The sequence below is a fragment of the Salinibacter sp. genome (assembly GCF_036626415.1).
Classification (GTDB): domain Bacteria; phylum Bacteroidota; class Rhodothermia; order Rhodothermales; family Salinibacteraceae; genus Salinibacter.
The window spans coordinates 1-3,432 of sequence record NZ_JAZKRW010000208.1; the positions used below are offsets into that span (position 1 = coordinate 1).

The window sequence follows — 3,432 nt, forward strand, 5'->3', positions numbered from 1 at the left end:
GACTGCCGCAGCACGCGCTCGGCCACGCTCCCCATCAGCATGCGGTCCAGGCCCGTGCGGCCGTGGGTGGCGATGACGGTAAGGTCCACCCCCTTCTCGTCGATGTAGTCGAGGATCTCGTGGGACGGGTTGCCGGTGCGGGCCTCGATCATCACGTGCTCGTAGCCGATCTCCGACCGGGCCAGGTCGGCGAGCTCCTCCTCCACGCTCGCGACGACCTCATCGGTCGGGAAGCCCGCGCCCCCGAGGCCGTAGGCCGGCGGATAGAACGGCTCCTCCACGACGTGAAGTAGGTCGATCTCCGCGCCGTAGGTCAGGGCAATTTCCTTCGCGTGCCGGATGGCCGACTCCGAGGCGTCGGAAAAATCGACCGGGACGAGCACCCGACGGACGGCCTGGTCTGGCGCCACGTCCGCGTCGGCCCGGATCGTGAAGGTGGGGCAGGGGGCCTTCCGCACCACCTCTTCGGTGGTGCTCCCGAACAGCATGCGATCCACCCCGCGGCGGCCGTGGGTGCCCATCACGATCAGGTCGACGGCCGCGTCCTCGGCGTAGGCGATGATCTGCTCGGCCGGCTCCGCCGACTCGATCTGTTCCTGCGTGATGGGGAGCGCCTCCAGGTCCGGCCAGTTGGCGCCCGTGATGGACTTTGCGGGGCGCCGCAGCCACTCGGTGAGGGTGTCGACGGGAACGGGAAAATTCGCCGTTGCCTCCTCGTAGTCGTGCCGGTGCCGCCCCGTCACGTTCAGGATGTGAAGGTCGGCGTCGTGCCAGTCGGCCAGGTAGGCGGCCTGGGGAAAGGCGCGCTTCGCCCCGTCCGACAAGTCGGTCGGAAAGAGAATGCGCTGGATGGAGAGCATGGGAGGGGGGAGAGTTGTGAGAAGAGTGAGAAGTGAAGGGAGGGCGTCGTCCGCTGGCTACTGCGCCGTGAGGCCGCCGTCGAGGACCATTTCCGACCCGGTCATGAACGTCGACTCGTCGGACGCCAGGAAAAGCACGGCGTACGCCACGTCTTCCGGCTCGCCCATGTGCCCGATCGGGTGCATGGCGTCCAGCTCTTCTTTGGGGGTCCCCAGCGTCTCGGCCCCGTAGTCGGCCATCTGAGTGTCAATGTAGGCGGGATGGAGCGAATTGACCCGGACGCCGGCCTCCGCGAGTTCGATCGCCGCGTCCTTCGTCATGGTCCGCACCGCGCCCTTGCTGGCCCCGTAGCAGGTGTGCCCCGACAGGCCAATGATGCCGGCCACCGACGAGAGGTTGATGACCGATCCCTGTCCCTGCTCCCGCATGAGGGGCGTGCAGTGCTTGAGCCCCAGGAAGACCCCGGTCACGTTGATGTCCATGAGGTTCTTCCAATCGTCGACGTCTATTTCGTCGACCGGCTCGATCTGGTAGATGCCGGCGTTGTTCACGAGCACGTCTGGGACTCCAAGGGTGTCCTGTACCTTGTCCACCACGCGCTCCCAGTCGGCCTCGGAGGTCACGTCGTGTTCGAAGAAAGCAGCCTCGCCCCCGGCGTCTGTAATGTGCTCGACGGTCGTCGTGCCGGCGTCCGCGTCGATGTCGGTGACGGCGACCTGCGCGCCCTCTTCGGCCAGCAGTTCGGCGGTCGTCTGACCGATGCCCCGCCCGCCGCCGGTGATAACTGCGATTTTTCCGTCTACACGGTCCATGGTTGAAGTGTCTGAGGGTCATGAGTGAGGGGAGTGAGCGTTATAAGTTTATCACATTTCAATCGGAGAAATTGTGGGGGTTTTCCCGGCATGGTTGTAGTGCATCCTCGGAGCGAGTGAGGAAACCCGGCGAAGGAGGGACGGGAGGGGATCGGTCGTCAAGCTTGGAGATATAGATGACCCGTTTTTGGCCCACCCAAACCACGCTGCTGCCGCCCATGCGTTGTCTTCGATCCATCGCCATCGTCCCGCTTCTGCTTCTGCTCGCCGCGCCGGCGGGTGCCCAGGACGCCGTGCCCACGCAGGTGACCGTGCGGGCCGTCTCCAATGACGCCAAGCTGATTCAAGACCCGGTCGGCGGGGCCCACATCACCATCGAACACGTCGAGACGGGCGAGGTGCTGGCCGAGGGCCGTCAATCCGGAGATTCTGGCAGTACCGAGAAAATCATGCGCCAGCCCCACGAGCGTGGTGCCTCGATCTACGAGGCCCCCGGCGCGGCGAAGTACGAGACCACCCTTGACTTGGCAGAGCCCACTCGCGTTCGCGTTACCGCCGAGGGCCCACTCGACTACCCGCAGGCAATGCAGACGGCCTCAAAGACGGTGCTCCTCGTGCCGGGCGAGGATGTGGCGGGCGACGGGATTACGCTTACGCTGCACGGCTTCATCGTGGAAGTGCTGAGGCCGTCGGCCTCCGATGTGAACCCCGGAGGAGACGTTCCTGTCCGGGCTCGCGTGCAGATGATGTGCGGTTGCCCCACGAAGCCGGGGGGGCTGTGGGACGCGACCCGCTACACGATTCGTGCGCAGCTTCTGCGGGAGGGGGCCGTCGTGGCGGAGGAGCCCCTCTCCTTCACGGGAACCACGAGCGAGTACGAGGGCGCTCTGTCGATGCCGGACGCGGGGGCCGATCAGGTGCGCGTCACGGCGACCGATGCGGACCGAGTCAACTTTGGAATGGGGACGATGTCCCTCTAAGCCGAGTAGATTCGCCTGCATTTTTGCCGTTTCACTTCCTCCGATGCCGAAGCCCGCTGACTTCTGGAACGACCGCTTCGCCCGGGACGAGTACGTCTACGGCGAGGCGCCTAACCAATTCGTCGCCTCTGCCGCCGAGACGTGGCTTCCAGACGCCGCCGAGGTGCTCACCCTCGGGGCGGGGGAGGGGCGCAACGCCGTGCACCTGGCCCGGCAGGGCCATGCGGTGACGGCCGTCGACTACGCCGCGGAGGGACTGCGCAAAACGCGTCGCCTCGCCGAGGAGGCGGGGGTGGCCGTGGAGACGACGCAGGCCGATGTGCGCTCGTGGACGCCGCCGCGAACGTGGGATGCGGTGGTGACGACCTTTCTGCACTTGCCGCCCGACGAACGGCCGCCCTTGTACCGCCTCATTCAGAACAGTCTCCGGCCCGGCGGGCTCCTCATCGCCGAGTGGTTTCGCCCCGAGCAGCGGACCGATGGCTACACCAGTGGCGGTCCGCCGAACGTCGACATGATGGTCACCGCCGAAGAGCTCCGCAATCACTTTGACGAGTCGGGCATCGAACAGCTAGAGATCGCTGAGCCGATACTCGACGAGGGGATGCACGAGGGGCCTGGCGCAACCGTTCGCTTCGTGTGGCGGCCCTCAGCGTAGCTGTCCTTCTCGTCCCACCCGAATAGAGGACGAGATGGTGCACGGATCGTTTAGCCTGGGCCGTCGTAGGGCTGTGCTGCCTGTTCTATCACTCCTGGGAAGTGCGAACCCGCATGCTGTC

General features: G+C 65.9%; 4 protein-coding genes. 2 read left to right on the plus strand and 2 right to left on the minus strand.

Going from position 1 to position 3,432, the window contains the following annotated elements; genetic code table 11:
* Positions 1–860: universal stress protein (locus tag V5A20_RS13665; RefSeq protein ID WP_332317038.1), on the minus strand; the 860-nt coding region annotated here is incomplete at its 3' end.
* A gap of 57 nt (positions 861–917) precedes the next feature.
* Entirely contained in the window at positions 918–1,673 is a 756-nt protein-coding gene (locus V5A20_RS13670) for an SDR family NAD(P)-dependent oxidoreductase (RefSeq protein ID WP_332317039.1), read from the minus strand.
* Between the two features lie 218 nt (positions 1,674–1,891).
* Here V5A20_RS13670 and V5A20_RS13675 point away from each other — a divergent pair, with 218 nt between their 5' ends.
* Both V5A20_RS13675 and V5A20_RS13680 read left to right on the plus strand, forming a co-directional pair.
* Positions 1,892–2,653, plus strand: coding sequence for a hypothetical protein (locus tag V5A20_RS13675; RefSeq protein WP_332327605.1), 762 nt, complete (start codon positions 1,892–1,894; stop codon positions 2,651–2,653).
* Between the two features lie 43 nt (positions 2,654–2,696).
* Positions 2,697–3,311: an SAM-dependent methyltransferase gene (locus V5A20_RS13680; RefSeq protein ID WP_332327606.1), complete on the plus strand. Its 615-nt coding sequence runs from the start codon at positions 2,697–2,699 to the stop codon at positions 3,309–3,311.
* Positions 3,312–3,432 lie beyond the last annotated feature (121 nt).